This window comes from Streptomyces malaysiensis subsp. samsunensis, assembly GCF_024519315.1.
GTDB lineage: Bacteria > Actinomycetota > Actinomycetes > Streptomycetales > Streptomycetaceae > Streptomyces > Streptomyces malaysiensis.
Genome location: NZ_JANIIC010000202.1, coordinates 1 through 1,676 on the forward strand (window position 1 = coordinate 1; position 1,676 = coordinate 1,676).

Sequence of the window (1,676 nt, forward strand, 5' to 3'; positions counted from 1 at the left end):
ATTATTGGCTCGCCCCAAGCGCCCCTGCCGACGCCGACGCCATCGGCATGGAATCCATTGGACACCCGCTGCTCGACGCCGGTGTACCGCTGCCCGACTCCGACGGACACTTCCTCACGGGCCGTTGGTCACTGCGTACCCACCCCTGGCTCGCCGACCACACCGTGCGCGGCCGAACCGTGGTGCCGGGAACCGCCCTGGTGGAGACCGTCCTGCGCGCGGCGGACAGCGTCGGCTGCGACCGGCTCGACGAACTCAGCCTCGAGACACCGGTGGTGCTCCCCGAGGACGGCGGCGTGCTGCGTGTCCAGGTGACCATCACCGGATCGGAGGGGAGCGACGGCCGCCGGTACGTCAGCCTGCACACCTGTGGTGCTGACGGCGTCTGGACCCGACATGCGCGCGGCACCGTTCTGACCACCGGTGTGTCCGGTGAGCCGGCGGGCCTCGGCAGTTGGCCACCGGCGGGGGCGCGGCCGGTGGAGACGGCAGGGCTGTACGAGCGGCTGAGTGATCAGGGTCTGGCTTACGGGCCGGTATTCCGCGGCCTGGAGACCGTATGGCGCCGAGGGGAGGAGATTTACGCCGAGGCCGCGCTGCCCGAGGTGGCGCGCCGGGCCGGCGGCGGGTTCGGCGTGCATCCGGCGTTGCTGGACGCGGCGTTGCACGCCTGGTCGGCGGGTTCGGACGACGCGGGTTCGGACGCCGTGCGGCTGCCGTTCCTGTGGACCGGTGTCACTTTGCACGCCACCGGTGCGACGAAGCTGCGGGTACGCCTCACACCGGTGACCGGCGGCGGCATGTCGGTCCTGGTGGCGGACGATACGGGCCGGCCGGTGGCCTCGGTCGAGACCCTGGTCACCCGGCCCCTCGGAGAAGACGGCGGCGACCCCGCGGACACGCATACCACCGCTGCCCCGCACCGCGTCGAGTGGACGCCTCTACCGGCCATGGACACCGAGGGCCGGGCTCGGCGCCTCGCCGTCGTCAGCGGCGAAGCACTCGGCCTCGACCGGCTCGCCGACGGCTATGAGGATCTGGCCGACCTCGCCGGGCAGGTGGCCGCTGGAGAGTGCCCGCCGCCGGATTATGTGCTGGCCGGCATCGCCCCTTGCGCCGGAACGGACGTCGCGTCGGAGGCCGTGTCCACCGCGGGCCGGGCCCTGTCGCTCGTTCAGGACTGGCTCGCGGACGAGACGTCGGCCGCCACCGGGGCCCGGCTGGTGCTCGTCACGCGGGGAGCCGTCGCCGTCGCGACGGGCGAGGGTGTGTCCGACCTGGCCGCCTCCCCGGTCTGGGGGCTGGTGCGGTCAGCGCAGACCGAACACCCCGGCCGCTTCGTTCTCGTCGATCTCGACGCGGACGAAGCGTCACTCACGGCGCTTCCCGCCGCGCTGGACACCGGAGAACCGCAGTTGGCGCTCCGACGCGGCGAACCGAGCATCCCCGGAGTGGCCGCCGTCCCCGCCACTCCGAAGCTCCCCGACGGTCCCTGGCGCCTCCAGGTCGACCCGGAAGGTGAGCTTGACGGAATGTCACTCGTCCCTTGCGACGCGGCGACCCGCGCTCTGGGTGCGCAGGAGGTGTGTATCGAGGTGCGTGCGGTGGGGCTGAACTTCCGTGATGTTCTGGTCTCGCTCGGTATGTATCCCGACGCTGAGAACGCTCTGTTGGGC

General features: G+C 72.1%; 1 protein-coding gene. It reads left to right on the forward strand.

Annotated elements, in window-relative coordinates; genetic code table 11:
- Positions 1 to 47: 47 nt before the first annotated feature.
- Positions 48 to 1,676 (forward strand): SpnB-like Rossmann fold domain-containing protein (locus NQU54_RS48455; RefSeq protein ID WP_257636637.1); only part of this gene is annotated, 1,629 nt, incomplete at its 3' end.